The organism is Micromonospora sp. 067-2, from assembly GCF_046549295.1.
Lineage (GTDB): Bacteria > Actinomycetota > Actinomycetes > Mycobacteriales > Micromonosporaceae > Micromonospora.
Window position 1 is genome coordinate 526,670 of the sequence record NZ_JAJPWB010000003.1, and the last position, 20,112, is coordinate 546,781.

General features: G+C 71.7%; 21 protein-coding genes. 2 read left to right on the forward strand and 19 right to left on the reverse strand.

The window, feature by feature from the left end; translation table 11 throughout:
* The first annotated feature begins 51 nt into the window (after positions 1-51).
* A complete protein-coding gene (locus ACLJN9_RS09205) occupies positions 52-774 on the forward strand; it encodes an AIM24 family protein (RefSeq protein ID WP_410810683.1) in 723 nt (240 codons plus the stop codon).
* Between the two features lie 51 nt (positions 775-825).
* Here the strand turns inward: ACLJN9_RS09205 and pheA are convergent, their stop codons facing one another.
* From pheA to ACLJN9_RS09230, 5 genes are all read right to left on the reverse strand, one after another.
* Positions 826-1,782 (reverse strand): prephenate dehydratase, encoded by a 957-nt coding sequence (gene pheA, locus ACLJN9_RS09210; protein ID WP_410810684.1) that lies wholly within the window; start codon positions 1,780-1,782, stop codon positions 826-828.
* 10 nt (positions 1,783-1,792) lie between these two features.
* Positions 1,793-2,311, reverse strand: coding sequence for a hypothetical protein (locus ACLJN9_RS09215; RefSeq protein ID WP_410810813.1), 519 nt, complete (start codon positions 2,309-2,311; stop codon positions 1,793-1,795).
* Between the two features lie 129 nt (positions 2,312-2,440).
* On the reverse strand, positions 2,441-2,830 hold the full coding sequence (locus ACLJN9_RS09220) for an ACT domain-containing protein (RefSeq protein ID WP_410810685.1): 390 nt from the start codon (positions 2,828-2,830) through the stop codon (positions 2,441-2,443).
* A gap of 75 nt (positions 2,831-2,905) precedes the next feature.
* A complete protein-coding gene (locus tag ACLJN9_RS09225; protein WP_410810686.1) occupies positions 2,906-3,364 on the reverse strand; it encodes a hypothetical protein in 459 nt (152 codons plus the stop codon).
* A 173-nt stretch (positions 3,365-3,537) separates the two neighbouring features.
* A complete protein-coding gene (locus ACLJN9_RS09230; protein WP_410810687.1) occupies positions 3,538-4,278 on the reverse strand; it encodes a hypothetical protein in 741 nt (246 codons plus the stop codon).
* A 163-nt stretch (positions 4,279-4,441) separates the two neighbouring features.
* Here ACLJN9_RS09230 and ACLJN9_RS09235 point away from each other — a divergent pair, with 163 nt between their 5' ends.
* Positions 4,442-5,659 (forward strand): arginine deiminase, encoded by a 1,218-nt coding sequence (locus ACLJN9_RS09235; protein WP_410810688.1) that lies wholly within the window; start codon positions 4,442-4,444, stop codon positions 5,657-5,659.
* Positions 5,660-5,674: 15 nt separating this feature from the next.
* On the opposite strand, the gene ACLJN9_RS09240 is transcribed toward ACLJN9_RS09235, so the two are convergent.
* The 14 genes from ACLJN9_RS09240 to ACLJN9_RS09305 all read right to left on the reverse strand — a co-directional run bounded on the left by ACLJN9_RS09240 (position 5,675) and on the right by ACLJN9_RS09305 (position 20,068).
* Positions 5,675-6,562 carry a DUF5926 family protein gene (locus tag ACLJN9_RS09240; RefSeq protein ID WP_410810689.1) on the reverse strand — a complete coding sequence of 296 codons (888 nt, stop codon included), beginning with the start codon at positions 6,560-6,562 and terminating at the stop codon, positions 5,675-5,677.
* A 60-nt stretch (positions 6,563-6,622) separates the two neighbouring features.
* Positions 6,623-7,078: an ATP-binding protein gene (locus ACLJN9_RS09245; RefSeq protein WP_410810690.1), complete on the reverse strand. Its 456-nt coding sequence runs from the start codon at positions 7,076-7,078 to the stop codon at positions 6,623-6,625.
* Positions 7,079-7,095: 17 nt separating this feature from the next.
* The gene (locus ACLJN9_RS09250; protein ID WP_410810691.1) at positions 7,096-8,550 is read right to left on the reverse strand and encodes an ATP-binding protein; all 1,455 of its coding nucleotides are present in this window, start codon (positions 8,548-8,550) and stop codon (positions 7,096-7,098) included.
* Between the two features lie 58 nt (positions 8,551-8,608).
* Positions 8,609-9,397 (reverse strand): glycerophosphodiester phosphodiesterase, encoded by a 789-nt coding sequence (locus ACLJN9_RS09255; RefSeq protein WP_410810692.1) that lies wholly within the window; start codon positions 9,395-9,397, stop codon positions 8,609-8,611.
* Positions 9,398-9,407: 10 nt separating this feature from the next.
* Positions 9,408-9,743, reverse strand: coding sequence for a rhodanese-like domain-containing protein (locus tag ACLJN9_RS09260; RefSeq protein WP_410810693.1), 336 nt, complete (start codon positions 9,741-9,743; stop codon positions 9,408-9,410).
* 58 nt (positions 9,744-9,801) lie between these two features.
* Entirely contained in the window at positions 9,802-10,764 is a 963-nt protein-coding gene (locus ACLJN9_RS09265) for an LCP family protein (protein WP_410810814.1), read from the reverse strand.
* Between the two features lie 186 nt (positions 10,765-10,950).
* Positions 10,951-12,153: an LCP family protein gene (locus tag ACLJN9_RS09270; RefSeq protein ID WP_410810694.1), complete on the reverse strand. Its 1,203-nt coding sequence runs from the start codon at positions 12,151-12,153 to the stop codon at positions 10,951-10,953.
* Between the two features lie 284 nt (positions 12,154-12,437).
* Positions 12,438-13,664 (reverse strand): LCP family protein, encoded by a 1,227-nt coding sequence (locus ACLJN9_RS09275; protein WP_410810695.1) that lies wholly within the window; start codon positions 13,662-13,664, stop codon positions 12,438-12,440.
* A 76-nt stretch (positions 13,665-13,740) separates the two neighbouring features.
* The gene (locus ACLJN9_RS09280) at positions 13,741-14,718 is read right to left on the reverse strand and encodes an NAD-dependent epimerase/dehydratase family protein (RefSeq protein ID WP_410810696.1); all 978 of its coding nucleotides are present in this window, start codon (positions 14,716-14,718) and stop codon (positions 13,741-13,743) included.
* Positions 14,719-14,808: 90 nt separating this feature from the next.
* A complete protein-coding gene (locus tag ACLJN9_RS09285) occupies positions 14,809-16,497 on the reverse strand; it encodes a cation acetate symporter (protein ID WP_410810697.1) in 1,689 nt (562 codons plus the stop codon).
* Positions 16,475-16,840, reverse strand: coding sequence for a DUF485 domain-containing protein (locus tag ACLJN9_RS09290; RefSeq protein WP_410810698.1), 366 nt, complete (start codon positions 16,838-16,840; stop codon positions 16,475-16,477). The genes ACLJN9_RS09285 and ACLJN9_RS09290 overlap by 23 nt, the downstream gene beginning before the upstream one ends.
* Positions 16,841-17,044: 204 nt before the next feature.
* Positions 17,045-17,578 (reverse strand): flavin reductase family protein, encoded by a 534-nt coding sequence (locus ACLJN9_RS09295; protein WP_410810699.1) that lies wholly within the window; start codon positions 17,576-17,578, stop codon positions 17,045-17,047.
* Between the two features lie 37 nt (positions 17,579-17,615).
* The gene (locus ACLJN9_RS09300; protein WP_410810815.1) at positions 17,616-19,307 is read right to left on the reverse strand and encodes an ABC transporter permease; all 1,692 of its coding nucleotides are present in this window, start codon (positions 19,305-19,307) and stop codon (positions 17,616-17,618) included.
* Positions 19,304-20,068, reverse strand: a complete 765-nt coding sequence (locus tag ACLJN9_RS09305; protein WP_410810700.1) for an ABC transporter ATP-binding protein — start codon at positions 20,066-20,068, stop codon at positions 19,304-19,306. The genes ACLJN9_RS09300 and ACLJN9_RS09305 overlap by 4 nt, the downstream gene beginning before the upstream one ends.
* Between the last annotated feature and the right edge of the window lie 44 nt (positions 20,069-20,112).

The window sequence follows — 20,112 nt, forward strand, 5'->3', positions numbered from 1 at the left end:
GTCGCCTACGGTCGGTGCAGCGACCGCGACCCTGTCAGGAGGCACGTTTTCATGCGCAGCGAGTTGTTCTCCTCCGAGAATCTCGAGAAGGAGTCCGCACAGCCCGGAATGCGGCTGCAGAACTCCAAGATGTTGAAGATCGAGCTCAACGGCGAGGTGATGGCCCGCGTCGGGTCGATGGTTGCCTACCAGGGGCAGGTGCAGTTCCAGGCGCTGGGCTCGGGCGGGCTCGGCAAGTTCCTCAAGCAGAAGCTCACCGGCGAGGGTGTCCCGCTGATGAAGGTCTCCGGGCAGGGTGACGTCTTCCTCGCCGAGTTGGCCAAGGACGTGCACATCATCGACCTGGAGCCCGGCGACCACCTCTCCATCAACGGCTCCAGCGTGCTCGCCTTCGACTCGACTCTCCAGTACGACATCAGGATGGTCGGCGGCGCCGGGATGGCTTCGTCGTCCGGGCTGTTCAACTGTGTGTTCAGCGGCCACGGACGGATCGCCATCACCACCAAGGGCACCCCGGTGGTGCTCAACGTGGACGCCCCGACGTACGTCGACCCGCAGGCCGCGGTCTGCTGGTCGGCCAACCTCCAGACCGGCTACCACCGCGCCGAGCAGATGGGCCTCGGCACGCTGCTGGGTCGACGCACGGGTGAGTCGTTCACGATGAGCTTCGCCGGCCAGGGTTTCGTGGTGGTGCAGCCGTCCGAGGAGCCGCCGGTCCTGGGCAGCGGCCAGCAGCAGCAGGAGGGCGGTCTGCTCGGCGGGCTGCTGAGCTGACCACGTCGGTGCCGGCGCTCCCGGTTCGGGGGTGCCGGCACCGTTCGTCCGTCAGCTCAGCTCGCCGGTGCGCAGGCGGGCCAACCAGGCCGCCGCATCGGCGTAGTCGATGTCGGAGAGGCCGGCCGGCGCGGGCACCGGCCGCTCACCTGCCGTGTCAGCCCAGCGGTGGCGTGGGTACGAGCCCAGGAAACGCACGTCCGCGCAGACCCGACGCAGCCCCTGCAGCGCCTCACCCAGCCGCACGTCGGCAACGTGGCCGGTGCAGTCCAGGAAGAAGACGTACCGGCCCAGTGCCTCGCCGGTCGGGCGGGACTCGATCCGGGTGAGGTTGACACCGCGGACGGCCAGCTCCATCAGCACCGAGAGCAGCGCCCCGACCCGGTCGTGCGCGATGTAGATCGCGAGCGAGGTGAGGTCGTCGCCGGTCGGCGGCGGGGGCGGCCCGGGGCGGGTGACGAGCGCGAAACGGGTCACCGCGTCGGGGTGATCGGCGATCTTGTCGGCGAGCACCGCGAGGCGGTGGCGGGTCGCCCCGATGGGTGCGCAGATCGCGGTGTCGTACGTCCCGGAACCGGCGCCCGCGGCGGCCGCGCCGTTGGAAAGCACGTCGACCACCACCGCGTCGGGCAGATGCTCGCGCAGCCAGCCACGGCACTGGGTGGACGCCTGCGGATGGGCCGCCACGGTGCGGACCGACCTCAGCTCGGTGCCCGGACGGGCGCCGAGCACGAACTCCACCGGCAGGACCACCTCCCTGGTGATCACCAGCGGCTCGCCCTCGGCCATCTCGTCCAGGGTGACGCCGACCGCGCCGCCGATCGAGTTTTCCAACGGCACCAGCGCGGCATCGGCGTCACCGGCCCGGACGCTGTCCAGTGCCTCCCCGACACTGCGGGCGGGCGTACGGCTGCCGCGCTCGGCAGCGGGGACGGTGCGTAGGGCCTGTTCGGCGAAGGTGCCCTCCGGACCGAGGTAGACGAAACGCGTCGGCGGTGTTCCCGGCATGCCGACCAGCCTACGCACCCGGCCCGGCGACCGGACCGGCGTCGCAGGCGAGCGTGCGGATCCCGGCCGGACCGGTGGCCCGAACCTCGATGGTGCACACGTCGGTGCCGGCGGTGACCAGCTCCGGCGCGGCGGGCCGACCCCGGGTGACCACCTGAAGCTCCTCGTGCCCGGTCACCGCCAGCACGGTGTACTGCCAGTCGGCTGCGCAGAGCGGCCCGGTGCGGACCTGGACCCGGACGTTGTCCGGGAGCACGGCGGCCCGACCGCGCAGCAGCTGCACCACCCGCTGCCCGCTCGGCCCGTTCGGGCAGGCCGTCGCGACCAGCCCGGCATCCGGGGTGGCGGTGACCCCGCCGACGGGTGGTCTGGTCGGCGGGGCGGTCGGCGCGGTGCTCGGGATGCCGGTCGCGCGGGACGCCGTCGGGGCTCCGGTGCCGGTCGCCACGTCGGACGGATGACGTAGCTCGGGCGGGGCGCCGCAGCCGGTCGTCGCCGCCATCGCGAGCAGTGCGAGAGCCGCCGGCAGGACCCGGATGGTGGGCAGCGCGCGGTGGAGTGGGGTGAACGGCACGGGCCGATCCTCGGGACAGGGGAAACGTCGTCGCGGCCGGGGTGGCCGAGCCCATCGTAGGGCGAGCCGTGGGCCGCGGAAAGGTCAGACGGAGACGCGGTGACCGGCGCGCTTCAAAGCGGCGGTGCCCTCGGTCAGACGAACGGTCGGCACCAGCACATAGTCGGTGTCGAAGGTGGAGAACGTGACCACGCTGACCCGGGCCTCGGCGAGCGGGTCGACCAGCGCGGCCAGGGTGCCCGTCGCCGGGAGGCCGGCCGGGCCGGCGACCCGCAGGCACCGCCAGGCGGTTTCCACCACGGCCTGCGCAGGCGCACGGTCGGCAGGGCAGATCACCGAGATTCCGTCGGCGGTCCAGCTCACGGTGACCACATCGGCGCGGCCCAGCCCGCTCGACAGCGCGTACGGCAGGGTGGTGCCGGCGGCCAACCGGCACACGGCGTACTCCCCCGGCAGCAGAGCGATATCGAGCATGAGGGCACCTTACGGCCTCGTCGCGGACCTGCCCCAGCATCGCCGCGTGCGGCGAACGACACACCCCGTCGCAGGTCAGACCTCGGAGAAGAAGGTGAGCGAGCCGGCCACGGCTCCGTCGGCGAGCACCGGGGTGGAGATCGCGTCGACGGTCGCGTCGGAGCTGTCCGCCGAGGCCGCGTGCACCCGCAGCAGCCCGCGGGCGAGCCGGCCGGAGGAGAGCGCCAGCAGAGGCGGGATCTTGTCGATCTCGGCCTCGGTCAGCTCACCCCGGTTGGCGGTGAAGTCGAGCAGGCGCAGCCCACCGTCGAGCAGTGGCCGCCCGATCAGGCCGCCCGGCTCGCCCAGGCAGAGCAGCTCGCAGCCCGCGGAGGAGATCGCGACCACCCGGGTGTCGGCATCGATCAGCAGGCAGGCCTCGTCGGCGTGGTCGACCGTCGAGGACCACTGGCCGAAGTTGTCGGACTCCGCCTCTGTCGAGGCCCGCGCCGCCGGCACGAACGCTTCCGAGAGCGAAAGTTCGACGTGGGCCACCGCGCCTCCTATGTGCACCAACGGACTGTCCACGCTAGCGGGTCGCCGAGGGACCACCGAGCGCACCTAGCCACCGGATCACTCCCACCGGGGAAAGCGGGGCGGCCGGTGACGGCGCGGGACCGGGTGGGGTAGACCGGGGGGACCGGAGCCGCGTGGCGTCGCCGGTGACGTTACCGGCGATGGGCCGGCTTGTCAGCGGCCGTTCGGCCCTCGTCATACCACCGGTAGTCGGCCGTTGGACGGTACGTGCCGTTCAGCCAGGTGCCGGGGTGCTGCGCGACGCGCGACAGCTTCTCGGCGGTGGCGGGGCTGATCCGGCTGCCGCCCGCGACGAGGAGCCTGTCCAGTTCGCGGTGGGTGGCCATCAGACAGTCCTTCGGCAGACCGTAGACGCTGATCACGCCGGAGCCGACGAAGGTCAGCACCGGTGACACCGGAACGGGCAGCCCCACCGCGTCGGAGAGGGCCTTGCTGGCCCGCTTGGCGTCCCGGCGGGCCTCTGCCACGTACGGCGGCCGTTTGCCGTTGATCTGCACGACGTCACCGGCGACCAGCACACGGGCCCGTCCATGGTCGGCGATGGTCACCGCGAACAGGCCGCTCGGCCCGATGGCCAGGAACCCGGCGCGCTCGTCCTGGCTCCGATCGAGCAGGACGTCCGCCACGTCGGTGCGGGGCCACTCGATGACGTGCCAGGCCGGCCCGAGGTGGTCGAGCTGGCCCAGCGCCCGTGCTCCGGCCGCCTCCAGTCGACGGGCACCCCGCTCGGCCCGACGACGGCGGGCCCATTCGAGTGGGGTGGGACGGACCGGTTCGATGGCCCCGGGCGGCTCGACGCGGGGATGGGACACCGCGACGGGCGGCAGTGCCCGGGCGGTTGGTACGGCTCGTCGTGCGGGAAAGACAGTCATCGCGACCTCCGGCAAAAGGTCCCTCGAAGTTATGTCCTCACTACCCTACGTTGTCGCTCCCGGTGTTCGGCAAGCCGGAGCGCCGGAGTGACTGTGGATGAATGCCATATTCATCCACAGTTCTTTTCTCGGATGCCGCCAAACCCTGCCCTACGCTGCGGGGGTGACCCACTACGTCGACAGTGAAGTCGGCCGGCTCGGCACCGTACTGCTGCACCGGCCCGGCCCGGAACTGGCCCGGCTCACCCCTCGCAACAACGACTCCCTCCTGTTCGACGCGATCCCCTGGGTCGGCCGCGCCCAGGAGGAGCACGACGCGTTCGCCGGTGCACTGCGCGAGCGCGGGGTCGAGGTGCTCTACCTGGCCACCCTGCTGGCCGAGACGCTGGCCGTCGCGGACGCGCGGGCCGAGCTCACCGAGCACGTGCTGCGCTCCCGCCGGCTCGGCGACACCCTGCGCGCCCGGGTCGCCGACCACCTCTCCTACCTGGACCCGCCCGCGCTGGCCGGTGTGCTCACCGCCGGGCTGGCCCACGAGGAGCTGCGGATCAGCTCGGAGCGGCCGGGCGGGCTGGTCTACACCCTGATGGACCGGCACGACTTCGTGATCGACCCGCTGCCCAACCTGTTGTTCACCAGGGATTCGTCCCTGTGGATCGGCGACCGGGTCGGTGTCACCAGCCTGGCCATGCCGGCCAGGCGTCGGGAGACCACGCTGACCGACACCATCTACCGCCACCACCCGCGCTTCGCCGGCACCGAGTTCGTCTACCGCCCGCACCTGGAACACCTGGAGGGCGGGGACGTGCTGCTGCTCGCCCCCGGCGTGCTGGCGGTCGGGGTGGGCGAGCGGACCACACCGGCCGGCGCGGAACGCCTCGGCCGACAGGTCTTCGCCGCCGGGCTGGCGCACACCATCCTGGTGGTGCCGATCGCCCAGAAGCGCGCCACGATGCACCTGGACACGGTCTGCACGATGGTCGACGTGGACGCGGTGCTGATGTACCCGAACATCGCCAGCACGCTCTCGGCGTACACCGTGATCGCCGGCGCCGACGGCGAGGACCCGCGGGTGGACGGCCCGGCGCCGTTCCTGCGGGCCGCCGCCGACGCGATGGACCTCGACCAGCTCCGGGTCATCGACACCGGGCTCGACCCGGTCACCGCGGAACGCGAACAGTGGGACGACGGCAACAACACCCTGGCGCTGGCACCCCGACTCTGCGTCGGCTACGAGCGCAACACCGGGACCAACGCCCAGCTGGAACGGGCTGGCATCGAGGTGATCCCGATCGCCGGCTCGGAGCTGGGCTCCGGCCGGGGCGGCCCGCGCTGCATGTCCTGCCCGATCGTCCGCGACCCGCTGCCCGTCGCCGGGTGAAGGGCGGGGCCGGGCTCAGCGCAGGGTGAGCTGGCGGCCGAGCAGACCCTGCCGGGCCCGCCGACCGGCGGCGTCCAACGGGTCGGCGGCGGCGAGAGCCTCGGCGTACCGCTTGGCGAACTGCGCCACCGGGTCCTCCCAGTCGGCCGCCGGAGTCTCCTCCGGCAGGTCCCAGACCGGAACCAGTCGGCCGTGCGCGCGGAACATGCCGGCGAATCTGGTCTGCTCGCCGAGCGGCAGCGTGCCGGCCGCGCCGAGCCGGGCCAGCGCGTCCAGGGCTGCGTCCTCGTCGTCGGGCAGGACCCAGCGCACGTGCGCCTTCTCCGGGACCCGACACCAGTAGGCGGCCTTCGCAGCGGTCAGCCGCACCGTCGGGTAGATGGCCGCGTTGGCCCGCTCCAGCGACGCCTGCACGGACGGGTCGTCCGTGGCGCCAGGGTCGAGCCAGAACTCGAACCCGTCGTGCATGGCGATCTCCAACGGGCCGTCCACCAGAATGTCCTGCAGGCGGAGGCCGGGGCCGGGCAGCGGCGGCACGGCCACCGGATCGCCCGGCTCGGTCCGCAGCGCGCAGAGCAGCGCCTCGGCCAGGTCCCGGGACACGTCGCCGGACTGCTGGTGGCGTTGCAGGCCGATGAGCACACGACCGTCCGGCTTGGTGATCGCCGGGGCGGCCATCGGCAGCACCGTGGTCAGCGTGGCCGGCCGGTCTCCGAACTCCTCGACCAGGGCGGGCGCCAGCCGCAAGGGTGCGGAGGCGGCGGGAACCAGCTCGCGTAGTGCGATCCACTCGGGCTCGTCGATCAGCCCCTCGAACGGTCGCGGCACGAAGATGTCGCGCACCTTGTCCCTACGCGGGGCGGTGTCGGCGGCGGGGCGCTGGCTCTTTCGACGCTTGCTCACGGCGTCACAGCCTAGAGGCCCGAGCGGCTCGCCGTGGCGGGACCCGCCCCGAGCCGTCACTCAGCCCGTCGTCACCAGGCCGGGCCGGGCCGCCGGCATCGGGTCGAACTCCGCCCACACCCGCTGGCCCAGCCCGTCCCGTTCGACGCCCCACCGGGTGGCCAGGCCGGCCACGATGTGCAGACCCCGCCCGTCCGCCGAGTCGGGGTCGACCGTCCGGATCCGGGGGCCGGTGTTTGCGCCACCGTCGGTCACCCGCAACTGGATTCGCGGACCGTCGGCCGAGGGCCGCAACCGCCAGGCCACCCGCACCACGCCGCCGGGCAGCGGTCGGGCGTGCCGCACGGCGTTGCCCACCAGCTCGGCGAGCACCGCGATCAGGTCCGCGAGGAGCGTCGGGGGTACGACGTCCGCCAGGTCGCCGGCAAGCCGGCGCCGGGCCAGCCGCGCCCCGACGGGGTGGTGCGGGACCACCACGCACCATGCCGGTTCCCTCGCTGCCACGGTCGCCTCCATGTCGCACCAACCGCCGGTCAACCGCGCGGTAGCCGCACCTCTGCGACCGTACCGCCGCCGCTCCTCGGACGTAGGGATACCCATCCATTCTGTTGTTCAACGATCCGCCGAACGAGATAGAGGCCGAGCCCTGCGCCCGGGTAGCCGCGCCGGTCGCCCGACTCGCCCTGCCAGAACCGGTCGAACGCCCGCTCCACGTGCTCGGGGCGGATGCCGATGCCCCGATCACTGACCCGCAGAGCCACCAGCTGACCGTCGACGGCCGCGCTGATCTCGATCGGAGCGTCCAACGCCGAGTATTTTCCGGCGTTGGTGGCCAGCTCGGTGAGAACGGTGGCCAGGCTGGGACGGTGGCCGAGCGCCTTGGGCAGGTCCGCAGGGAGGCGGAGCACCAGGCGCCGGCGCAGCTCCGCCGGCAGGTCGACGACCGCGGAGTGCAGCGCCTCACCAAGGTCGAACGGGGTGGGCGGCTCATTCCCCGGCCCCGCCTCCGCGGCCGAGGAGAGCAGCCGGTCGACCAGCCGGGCCAGCTCGTTGGCGCGCTGCCCGATCACCCGGGCGGCCTGTCGCCGGTCGGTGTCGGTCAGCGACTCCCAGTGGTCGGTGAGCGTGTCGGCGTACCCCTTGATGACGGTGACCGGGGTACGCAGCTCGTGGCTGGTCACCGCGACGAACAGTTCCTGGTCGTGGTCCCGGCGCTGCTGGTCGGTGATGTCCCGGAAGGTGACCACGCGCAGCGAGCCGGGGCCGGGCAGCTCGCCGGAGGTGATCCGCAGCCAACGCCCGTCGGGCAGCCGGTGGTCGCGCACCTGACCCGAGGGCGGCAGTGGGATCGGCAGCGGGCGGCTCAGCGCCTGCTCGACCGTCCGGCCGGTGACCTCGGCTGCGGCCGGGTTCCAGAGCCGGACGTGCCCGTCACGGTCGACCACGGCCAGCCCGTCGGCGAGCGCCGCCACCACCGGCCCGTCGCCGTGCACGGGCAGCCCGCTCTGGTCGCCGTACATGTGCGCGACGCAGGCAGCCAGGTAGGCGACCACCCCCTGCTGCTCGGCGCTCGGCTCGTCGTCGCCGGGGTAGAGCGCGTGCAGGCTGCCCACGGTGTGGCCGCCGATCTCGGCCCGGGACACCACCATCCGGCGCAGGCCGCTGCCGGCCAGCGCGGCGGCGAGCTTGCCGTCGAGGTGGTCGACCCGGGCCCGGCGGACCCGGGGCCCGGATAGCAGGCACACGATGTCGGGGTCGTCGGCCGGCAGCGGGCGGCCGAGAGTCCACTCCACCGCGCCGGTCGCGGCGATCACCCGGCCACCGGTCGGGCCGAACTCGGCGAACGCCATGCCGGCCGCGCCGAGGGCCGGCTGGGCCACCCGGAGCAGTTGGGTGAGAACCGGCAGGCCGGCGTCCCCAGAATTGATCATCTCGATCACGACGGTGTGGCCGGCGATGAGAGCGGGGAAGTCGATACGCTCCGGCATGTGCCGAGTGTGCCTTGGCGGCCCGGGTTTCGGCACCCCCCGCCCGGCCGGTGGCCGGTCAGCGCTCCAACCGGGCCAGGGTCCGTGCCGGTCGGTCGGTGATGATCCCGTCCACCCCGGCGGCCAGCACCAGCTCCAGGTCGGCGGGTTCGTTGACCGTCCAGACGTACACCTGGTTGCCGGCGGCGCGCAGCGCGGGCAGCAGGTGCGGGCGGGCCCGGACCAGGCCGATGCCCGGCCCGGCGACGCGGGCGCCGAACGGCAGTCGGCCCAGCCGCAGCCAGGGCGGCAGCACCTCCAGCAACAGCACCGTGGGCAGCGTCGGAGCCAGCGCACGGACCCGTCGCACGGCCAGCGGGGAGAACGACATCACGGTGACCTGGACCGGGTCGTCCGGTGCCGGATCGGCCAGCCCATAGCGGCGCAGGAGGGCGACCAGTCGCCGCTCCACGGTCGAGCCGTAGCGGGACGGGTGCTTCGTCTCGACCAGCAGGCGGACCGGACGGCCGGCGGTCAGCACCGCGTCTAACAGCCGGGCCAGGGTCAGCAGCCGCGTGTGCGACTCGTCCGGCGGCAGGTCACCGCTGGGCGCGCTGCCTGGATGCCACGAGCCGAAGTCCAGGGCGTCCAACTCGGCGAGGGTACGTGCGCTGACCAGTCCCCGGCCGTTGCTGGTGCGGTCCAGCCGCCGGTCGTGCACGCAGACCAGGTGCCCGTCCCGGGTCAGCCGGACGTCGCACTCCAGGCCGTCCGCGCCCTCGTCGAGGGCACGGAGGTAGGCGGCGAGGGTGTGCTCCGGAAGGTCGTACGAGGCGCCGCGGTGCGCGAAGACCAGAGGGCCGCCCATCCTGGCCGCCTCAGATGACCTGACCGGGCTGCCCGTTCGCGTCCACCACCGGGCGGCCGACGGCGGCCCACTGGCGCATCCCGCCGTCGGCGTTGCGCACCTGCTCCCAGCCGTTGTTGATCAGATAGGCGACGACCTGGGCGGAGCGCCCGCCGGAGCGGCAGATGACGGCCACGTCCCGGTCGGTGGGCACCTCGGCCAGCCGCGCCGGAAGCTCCATCATCGGCAGGTGGTGAGCGGCGGGAGCGTGCCCGGCCGCCCACTCGTCGTCCTCCCGCACGTCGAGCAGGTAGGTGTCGTCGGCGATCTCGGTCACGGGCACGGTGGGAACCTGGGGTCCGAACACAGGAAGCAACACTAGATCCTCGTCGGCCCGATCGGCACCGACCCGGCCGTCAGGCCGGTCACAACCGGGTCACCCACCGGGGGTTCGCCTGTGCCCAGGTCGGTACGCGGGTGTCACGTACGGCCTGGAACAGCCCGTCGCCGCCGTTGTCCAGCACCACGTACGAGACCTCGTTGATGGTCTGCGGGGACGAGGGCACCTGGACACCGCGCATCCCGTCGGGCGGCAGCGCGCGGAGCGCGAGCAGCAGATCCTCCAGGGGTACGCCGTTGGTGTCGACGGTCAACGAGCCGCCCACCGCCCGGAGCACCCGGTCCAGCTTGACCGGATCGCTGCGCAGGTTCGCCTGGCCGGCGCTGTCCAGCATCGCCCGGAGGAGCTGCTGCTGATGGTGCTGCCGGTCGTAGTCGCCGCCGGGCAGGTCGTAGCGTTGCCGCACGTAGTCGAGCGCCTGAGCGCCGTTCATCCGCTGGCAGCCGACGGGGAAGACCCGGTTGGTGTGGATCGAGCGGACCTCGGTGTCCACGCACATCTGCACTCCGCCGAGCAGGTCGATCACCTTGCGGAAGCCGGAGAAGTCGATCAACGCGGCGCCGTCGAACCGGATCCCGGTGAGCCGGTTCAGCGTGGCGGAGAGCAGTTGGACGCCGGCCTGGCCACCACCGCCGTGCTCGTACGCGGCATTGACTTTGTCCTGACCGCCGCCGAAGCCGTTCGCGGCCGGAATGGCGACCAGCAGGTCACGCGGGATGGACACCAGGTATGCCTCCCGCCGCCCGGCGGGCACGTGCACGATGAGGATGGTGTCGGAGCGCTGATCCGGCCCGCTGTCGCCGGGCCTCCGGTCGGAGCCGACCAGCAGGTAGTTGAGCGCCCCGTCCAGGTCGGTCCGGTCGGTGCGGGCGCCGGGGGCGAGCAGTTGCTCCTTGGCCACCGTGCGGTCGTACCGGTGGCTCAGCGTCTTGAGCCCGACCACGGCGAGCCCGGCCAGCAGGACGAGGGCCAGGCCGACGCCGAGCAGGATCCGTGAGCCACGGGCGCGCCGCGACCGGGCGGGTTGGGCGCCGCCGGCCCGATCCGCTCCGTCTCGTCCGGACCTGGCCGTGACCGCCTCCCCGCAGCCGATACGTGAAACCTGCTCACGCCAGGCTACGGGCGGTGGGGGGACGGTCGCCGGCTTTCCGCGACTTCCGACCGACCGCCGCCGCTACTTGCGGCCGGAGATCACCTCGGGGTGGGTGAAGACGAACTCGGCGAGCTTGTCCTGCTTGACCGCCTGGAACATGGCCTGCGTCTCCTCGTTCAACGCCTCGCGGTTGTTGCTGTTGCCGTTGAACGTGCCGTTGTTGGTCTTGAGCATGGTCAGCTCGTTGGCGGTGACGCCGCGCATGGTGAAGATGAACTTCTCGATCGGCACGCCGCCGGTGTCCAGCACGAACGCCTTGCCGGCCGCCTTGATCAGCTGCTGGAGTTTCGCCGGGTTGGTCAGCATGCCGCCGTCCGTGGCCTTCTTGGCCATCGCCTTGATCAGCTGCTGCTGGTTCTGCTGCCGGTCGTAGTCGCCGCCGGGGAGGCCGTAGCGCTGCCGGGAGTAGTCCAGGGCGGCCCAGCCCTCCATCTCCTGGCAGCCCTTCTTGTGCACTACCTTGGTCCTCGGCTTGCCGGTCTTCTTGGCGTCGGCGTTCCACATCGGCTTGCCGTCGACGAACGACATGTGGTGCGACTCGACCTCGTGGCTCACGCAGATCCGCACCGTGCCGAGGGTGTCGATGACGTTCTTGAAGCCGCCGAAGTTGATGATCGCGGCGCCGTCGAAGCTGACCCCGGTGAGCCGCTTGATCGTCTGGGCCATCAGCTGGGCGCCACCCTCCCAGCCACCGCCGTTACGCGCGCCGGCCTCGAAAGCGGCGTTGATCTTCTCGGTGCCGCCGGCCCAGCCGCTCTTCGGAAACGCCGGGATCTGCGCCTCGGTGTCCCGGGGAATCGAGATCAGGTAGGCCTGGTCGTGCGAGGCCGGGATGTGCAGGATGATGATGCTGTCCGAGCGGACGTTGTCGGCGGCCCACCGCTCACGCGCGTCCACCCCGAGCAGCAGCATGTCGATCGGGCCGTCCAGGCTCGCCCCGCCCTCGGCGTCGGACTTGCCGGCCCCGCCCAGCAGGTCGCGCTGCGCGATGTCGCCGGTCGCCTGGCCGATCAGCACCTTGCCGCCGACGATGGCCACTCCGCTGCTGAGCATCAGCACGACGCCGACGATCACGGTCAGTCGCGCCCAGAGCGGGTCCTTGCGCCGGGGCCGCTTCTTCGCCGGCCCGCCGTCACCGGACCGGCCACTGCCGCCCCCGGACCGGCCACCCCCGCCGCCGGGCGGGCCACCACCTGGGCCGCGCCCCCCGGGACCTGGCTGCATCGGTATGGACGCGCCGGTCCGGCCGCTGGGGGCGGCGGACCCGGTGGACGAAGGGCGACGACTGGCCTGAACCGGCATGCGTGCTCCAGCTCGTGATCAGGAGGGGGCGGCACCACTGTACGTACATCAATTGGACTTGGCGAGTTCATCCCGGGTCAATTTGGACGCCGACTTCGCCGGCATGGTCGATCGTCGCCGCTCGATGGGCCATCCGGTCGGCCGTCCGCCGGTCTGCCGGCCGGCCGTCCGGGCCGCAGCGACGCGGGGCCGGCCCCCGGACCCGGTCAGCCGCCGTCGGTGCTCTTCTGCGGGTTCGCCTTGATCCAGTCCGCCATGGTGTCGGCCGAAATGGCCCGGTACATCGCCAGCGCCTTCTCCCGGTCGGAAACCACCACCGACTCACCGTTGATCGTCTCGCTGCCCGAGTTCGGGCTGGTCACGAAGGTGAGGTTCTGCCCGCGCAGGTTGCGGAACTGCAGCGCCATGTCCGCCACCGAGAAACCCTGGTCGACGGTGGCGGCGGCCGTCACCGACTGGAGGAAGTCGTGGAGTTTCTTCGGGTTGGCCAGCGTTCCGGTGCTCGCTGCCTTGTCCAGCAGCGCCCGGAGGAACTCCTGCTGGTGACGCATCCGGGCGAAGTCGCCTTCCGGGAACTGCTTGCGCTGCCGGATCCAGTCCAGTGCCTCCGCGCCGTCCATGTGGTTGGTGCCCTTGGTGAACGTCCGGTACGGCTTGTGGATCGAGGTGATGGTCCGCTCCACCTTCAGGTCGACCCCGCCGAGAGCGTCGGTGACCTGCTTGAAGCCGGCGAAGTCGATGGCCATCACGTGGTCGATGCGGACGTCGGTGAAGCACTCCACGGTGCGGACCGCCAGTGGCAGCCCGCCGAACGCGAACGCGGCATTGATCTTCGCGCGCTGACCGGAGCCGCACTGCGCGCCGGCGCTCTCCGGGATCGGCACGTAGAGGTCGCGCGGGATGGAGACCAGATACGCCTCCTGGTGGTCGGCCGGGATGTGCATCACGATGATCGTGTCGGCGCGCCACTGGCTCTTCGTGTCGACCGGCGCGTCCGGATCCCGGGAGTCGCTGCCGACCAGCAGAATGTTCAGGGCGCCATCGACGGTCTTGGCCGGCCGGCCGTCGGTGATCTGCGCGAACGGGTCGGTCCGGGCCAGGTCGCCGTCGAGGTTGCGGGCGTACACCCAGGCGCCGATGCCGCCGAGCAGCGCCAGCACCAGCACGGCGACGCCGGCCACCAGGCCGATCCGACCCCAGCGCGGCCGTGGACCGCGCCGGCCCGGCCCACCGGCGCCACCCGGTCCACCTGGTCCCCCCGGCCCCTGGGGAGTGCCCGGCCGGAGCTGCTCCTCGTCGTGGGACGGGTACCAGCGCGTCTCGGTCGGACGGGCGCGCCCGGCGGCGCCCCGGTCGGGGCCGGGCACCGACGCGCGCCCGGCGCTGCGGTGCAGGTACGGGCGCGGAACGCCTGCAGACGAGGTCGCTGACATGTAACTCAGGGTACGTAGCGGGAGCCACCGCCGCCTTCAGGCGACACTCAGCGGCCGGTCGCGCGCCGTGGGCTGGTTACCCTAGCTGCGCCCGGAAGTGCTCGATCGTGCGTCGCAGGCCATCTTCGGGCGCCACGCGCGGCTCGTATCCGAGCAGTTCACGGGCGAGCGTCAGATCGGGGCGGCGCATCTCCGGATCGTCGGCGCTACGGGTGACGTAGGTCACCTCAGACGTGCTGACGGAGAGAGACACGATCAACTCGGCCAGTTGCCGCATGGAGAGCTCGTGCTCGGTGCCGCAGTTGATCGGCCCGGTCTCGGACGAGTCGAGCAGCAGCAGGATGCCCCGCACCAGGTCCTCGACGAAACAGATCGAGCGGGTCTGGTTGCCGCTGCCGTGCACGGTGATCGGCTCGCCGCGCAACGCCTGGGAGATGAAGGTGGGAATGGCCCGACCGTCGTCCGGGCGCATCCGCGGGCCGTACGTGTTGAAGATCCGGACGATCGCCGCGTCGAGCCCCCGGTAGCGGTGGTAGGCCATGGTGGCCGCCTCGGAGAAGCGCTTCGCCTCGTCGTAGACACTGCGTACGCCGATCGGGTTGACGTTGCCCCAGTACGTCTCGCGCTGCGGGTGCTCCAACGGATCTCCGTACGCCTCGGAGGTGGAGGCCATCAGGAATCGGGCACCGTCGGCCACCGCGCGCTCCAGCAGGTGCAGGGTGCCCACCGAGCCGACCCGGAGGATCTCCACCGGCAGCTGGGCGAAGTCGGTGGGGCTGGCCGGCGAGGCCATGTGCAGGATCGCGTCGAACCGCTCGGCCAGCGCCGGATGGTCGGTCGGCAGGCCGTCGGAGATGTCGGCCTCGACCAGGGTGAAGGTTGACCGGTCCAGCAGGTGGGCGACGTTCTCCTTGGAACCGGTGACGAAGTTGTCCAGCGCCACCACCGTGCAACCGCGGGCGATCAGGGCGTCCACCAGGTGCGACGGGACGAAACCGGCCCCGCCGGTGACGAGGACGCGGTGACCGGAACCAAAGCGTTCAGCAACCTTCATGCCGGTCAGCCTACCGATCCCGGAAATGGCGGAAGGGCCTCCTGTTGACGCGTGGCGTCGTCCGGGAGGCCCTTCCGTTGGGCGGTGCGGTTAGTGGGCGCCGGCGCCGGTGAGGGCGCGCACCTCCAGCTCGGCGTACTTGTCCTCGTCGTGCTCCTTCGAGATGAGGGTGCCGATCCACCCGCAGAGGAAGCCGAGCGGGATGGAGATGATGCCCGGGTTGGACAGCGGGAACCACTGCCAGTCGTGATCCGGGAACATCGAGGTCGCCGCCCCGGAGACCACCGGCGAGAAGAACACCAGCAGTACGGCCGAGAGCAGGCCGCCGTAGATCGCCCACACCGCTCCGGAGGTGTTGAACCGCCGCCAGAAGAGGCTGTAGAGGATCGCCGGCAGGTTGCCCGACGCGGCGACCGCGAAGGCCAGGGCCACCAGGAACGCCACGTTCAGGTTCTGCGCGAAGATCGACAGGGCGATCGCGACGGCGCCGATCCCCAGAGCGGAGATCCGGGCGACGCGTACCTCCTGCCGTTCCGACGTCTTGCCCTTCTTGAGGACGTTGGCGTAGAAGTCGTGCGCCAGGCTGGACGAGGAGGCCAGGGTCAGCCCGGCGACCACCGCCAGGATGGTGGCGAAGGCGACCGCCGCGATGATCGCCAGCAGAGCCGCGCCACCCAGGTCGCCGCCGAAGAAGTCGATACCGAGTGCCTCGGCCAGCTGTGGCGCCGCGGTGTTGCCGGCCTTGTCCTGCGCGATGATCGCCTTGCTCCCGACCAGCGCCGCGGCACCGAAGCCGAGGGCCAGGGTGAGCAGGTAGAAGGTGCCGATGATGCCGATGGCCCAGAGCACGCTCTTGCGGGCCGCCTTCGCGGTCGGCACGGTGTAGAAGCGGATCAGGATGTGCGGCAGGCCGGCGGTGCCGAGCACCAGGGCGATGCCCAATGAGAGCAGGTCGACCTTGTTGTAGAAGGTCTGTTTCGCGCTGGCCACTTCGACGCCGTAACGCAGCCCTGGTTCGAGGAACGCGCTGCCCTTACCGGAGGATGCGGCGGCGTCACCGAGCAGCGACGACAGGTTGAACTTGTACTTGGCCAGCACCAGCAGCGTCATCAGCAGCGCGCCGCCCATCAGCAGGAACGCCTTGACGATCTGCACGTAGGTGGTGCCCTTCATGCCGCCCACGGTGACGTAGACGATCATCAGGGCGCCGACCATGATGATGGTGGCCACCTTGGCGGTGGCCGCGTCCATACCCAGGAAGGTCGTCCCGGGCCGGATGCCGAGCAGCAGCGCGACCAGTGCGCCGGCGCCCACCATCTGGGCCAGCAGATAGAAGATCGACACCGTGATGGTGGAGACCGCCGCCGCCGTACGCACCGGACGCTGCCGCATCCGGAAGGCGAGCACGTCGGCCATCGTGTAGCGGCCGGAGTTGCGCAGCAGCTCCGCGACCAGCAGCAGGGCCACCAACCAGGCGACCAGGAAGCCGATCGAGTAGAGGAAGCCGTCGTAGCCGTAGAGCGCGATGATGCCGGCGATGCCGAGGAACGAGGCGGCCGACATGTAGTCGCCACCGATCGCCATGCCGTTCTGGAAGCCCGAGAAGGACCGGCCACCCGCGTAGAAGTCGGTTGCCGTCTTGGTCTGCCGACTCGCCCAGATCGTGATGGCCAGGGTCACCGCCACGAAGACCAGGAAGAGCGTGATGGTCAGGTTGCGGGCGGTGTGGTTGGCCGCCTCGGCCGCGAGAAGCGGGTCAGCCGCGAGGACCGTCTTCATGGGTCACCTCCCCGATCTCGGCGCGGATGCGGTCGGCGATCGGGTCGATCTTCCGATCCGCGTACCGCGAGTAGAGCCAGGCGATCACGAACGTGGAGACGAACTGGAGCAGGCCGAAGACCAGCGCAATGTTGATGTTGCTGCCGAACAGCCTCGTGCCCATGAAGTCCCGGGCGTACGCGGAGAGAATGACGTAGAGCGCATACCACAGGAAGAACGCGACGGTCATCGGGAAGACGAAGCCGCGCAGCGCGCGCCGCAGCCCGGCGAACTCGTCCGACCGTTGTACGGCCAGATACTTGTCCGGCTGGGAAGCGGTCGGCGCGGGTGTGTCCGTGGACATCTGTGGATCACCACCTTCACAGGCGTGGGGGAGTTTCGCGCACCGTAGAGAGCGCGCTCCCCGCCGGGGAAGGCCGAGATCGATGCCGGTCGGCGAGTGCGCCGAGCGGTCGGCTGCCTGCGCCGAGTGACCCAGATCACCCCGGTGACCGGTCGGCCGACGCGAGCCGTCGTCAGGCCGCCCGGTCAGCCCGGAAGCCGCCGCTCAGCCGGGGAGCTCGTGGTAGCGACCGCGGTAGTGCAGCAGCGGAGTGGCGTCCCCGGTCAGGTCGACGGTCTCGATCGTGGCCTCCACCAGCAGCGCCCAGCCGTACTCCCGGGCGGTGTCCAGCCGGCAGCCGGCCCAGCCGCCAGCGTCCGCCGGCACCGGACCGTACGGGGTGTCGGTCCAGACACCGGAGGCGAAGAGCCCACCCGGGGCGGGAAAGAGGCCGGCGAACCGGTCGGCGAGCTGTCGGTGCGGCGGCCCGAGCGGAGCGACCGCGAACCGGCCCGACTCCTCGATCGCCGCCCACAGATCGGACTCCGCGTCGATGAGCCCGAGCAGCCGGTCCGGCTCCCCCTCGGCGACCAGGGTGGACGAGACGGTCAGCCCGGCCGGGCCGGGTGCCGTCCAGAGGGTCACCGGCGCGGCGAGTCGACCGCGCAGCCGGCGTACCGGTGACCGCTGCCCGGCCGGCACCGCGAACGGATCGGAATGGTGGATCTCGGCACCCGGCTCATGATTCACGTGAAACATTGTGACCCCACCGGCCGCGCCGGGGTGAAGGTCCCACCTAACGGCGGGGGGTGACCGTGGCCAGCAACTCCGGCTGCCGCCGGTCCAGCACGTCCCCGGACAGGTACGCGCCCAACAACGCCGCACCCAGCCCGTAGGCCGCGCCCACCGGCAGGGCCAGCCACAGCCAGGCGTTCCCGAGCAACGCCGCGGCCACCACCATCGGCACCGCGAGGATCACCGTGCTGACCATCGCCAGCACGGTGAGCAGTGCCTTCGCCACACCGGCGCCGCCGTTCATCGCGAATGGGTTGCTCGTCTCCGGCAGTGCGTACGCCCCGAGCACCGAGACGCCGCTGTTCACCGCCAGCCCGACGCCGTACGTGGCGGCCAGGGTGCCGGCCGTCAGCCCGATCCAGCTCGTCCGGCCGAGCACCACCGAGAGGACCACCGCGACGACCGCCAGCATTGGCAGCACGTACAGCGAGAAGGCCGTCATCCTTGCGCGCAGCTCGACCCGGCCGGGCACCCCGGCCACGACGTTCACGGCGTACGCGCTGCCGTCGAAGCCGAACTGGTTGGCCAGGGTGACCGAGGCGAGCACGCCGACGAAGAGCATGGAGAGGGTGACCAGAGCCGGCGACGTGTCGCTGGCGCCCGTCGTCAGACCCTGGTCGTCCTCGACCGAGAAGATCGAGCCACCCAGGTTGACCATCACCGGTACGAAAATGCCGACCACCGCGATCGTGATCAGGTTGGCCCGACGTCGGGCGTCGCGCCACCAGTAGCGGGCCTCCCGGGCGACCAGCGCCCCGAACCGGTCCCGCCGGAGCCAGCCGGCCAACCGCGGAAAGAGCTGGGCGACCGCGCCACCCGCACCACCCCGCCGGACCGGTGCCGGGCCGGCGCTCACCGCGCCCACCATCGCCGATTCCAACGACCGTGACCACCAGGCCAGCAGGGCGCCGAGCGTCACCACCGTGATCAGCAGCTTGATCGGTGCGGCCCAGGCCCGACCCTGGGCCACGTCGATGCCGGCGGTCCACGGCGCGCCGAACGGCGTCCAGCCGATCACGGTCGCCACCCCGGTCAGCCGGGTCCAGTCCGCCTCGCGTAGCGCGGCGAGGCCGAAGACCTGCAACGGGCCGAGCAGCGCGGCGGCCACCGCCAGCAGGACGGCCGCGAAATCACGTACGCGGCGGGACCGCAGCATGGTGGCGAAGGCACTGGTCACCGCCCTGCTGGCGGCCACGCAGAGCAGCAGCCCACCGATCACACCGACCAGGGCCACCAGGGCCGCCGACCAGCCACCCAGCGCCCAGGCGGTGAGCACCAACCCGAGCGACGCGATCAGCACCGCCAGCACCGGCACGCTGAGCAGGGCTGCGGCGAAGAGACCGGCGACCAGCGTGCGGCGGGGCAGCGGCAGCAGCGCGAACCGGGCCGGGTCCAGTGTCTCGTCCACGCCGAAGAAGACCAGCGGCAGCAACAGCCAGCCGAGCACCAACAGCCCGCCGCCGGCCGCCGCGACCAGCACCGCGTACCGGCCGTTGCCCGTCACGCCGGGGGCCGCGAAGAGGAAGAAACCGCCGACGGCGAACCAGAGCCCGAACAGGGCACCGCCCACGAACAGCGCGATCCGCCAGCGCTGCCCCCGGAAGTTGTTGCCCATCACCCGCAGCTTGAGCCGCAGGAATCCCCGGGCGGAGACGGTGCGGGCCGGCCCGGCGGGCACAGCCGGGGCGCTCACTGGGAGAGCCACGACAACTCCTCACCGGTGGCGGTGCGCCCGCCGACCACCTCGACGAAGACCTGCTCCAGCGACCGCTCGCCGCGCACGTCACCGATCGTGCCGACCCGCTTGATGGTGCCTCCGGCGAGGATCGCCACGTGTGAGCAGAGACGCTCGACGACCTCCATCACGTGACTGGAGAACACCACCGTGCCGCCGCCGGCCGCGTAACGGGTGAGAATGTCCCGGATCAGCGCGGCGGAGACCGGGTCGACCGCCTCGAACGGCTCGTCCAGCACCAGCACCCGGGGGCCGTGCAGCAGCGCGCACGCCAGGCCGATCTTCTTCTTCATGCCCGCCGAGTAGTCCACCACCAGCGTCCGTCCGGCGTCGCCGAGCGCCAGCACGTCCAGCAGCTCCGCGGCACGCTGGTCGACCACCGCCGGGTCCATCCCGCGCAACAGCCCGTTGTACGCCAGCAACTCCGCCCCGGTCAGGCGGTCGAAGAGCCGCACCCCGTCGGGCATCACACCGAGCAGCCGCTTGGCGGCGACCGGATCCCGCCAGACGTCGTGGCCGAGCACCCACGCCGAGCCGGCGTCCGGACGCAACAGCCCGACCGCCATCGACAGGGTGGTGGTCTTGCCGGCGCCGTTGGGGCCGAGCAGGCCGTAGAAGGAGCCGGCCGGAACGTCGAGGTCGACACCGGCCACCGCGATCGTGCCGTCGAACCGCTTTGCCAGGCCACGCAGTGCGAGCGCGGGTTGGGCATCAGTCATGAGCCGACGCTATCCGTCGACCGCCAGTTCCGCGCTCCGGCGAC